At 39.6% G+C, this 222-nt stretch carries 1 rRNA gene; it reads right to left on the minus strand.

The window, feature by feature from the left end:
* Nucleotides 1–90: ribosomal RNA gene (locus tag V6C27_15020) — 16S ribosomal RNA — on the minus strand; the annotation flags it as partial.
* Nucleotides 91–222 lie beyond the last annotated feature (132 nt).

Genomic DNA, 222 nt, shown 5'->3' on the forward strand with positions numbered 1-222 from the left:
AAGTAAACTTTCAATTAAACCCCGTTCGACTTGCATGTGTTAGGCATGCCGCCAGCGTTCGTCCTGAGCCAGGATCAAACTCTCCATAAAATTTCTTTATGAATAAGCTGATTTTAGCTCATTTATCATGTGTTATTTTTTGAAACATGCGTTTTCACTATGCGCAAATGTTTCTTTTTGTGGGCGCGATAAATCGGCCCCTACAAAAACACTTGCATGCAA

Source organism: Peptococcaceae bacterium 1198_IL3148, from assembly GCA_036763105.1.
Lineage (GTDB): Bacteria > Bacillota > Desulfotomaculia > Desulfotomaculales > Desulfohalotomaculaceae > JBAIYS01.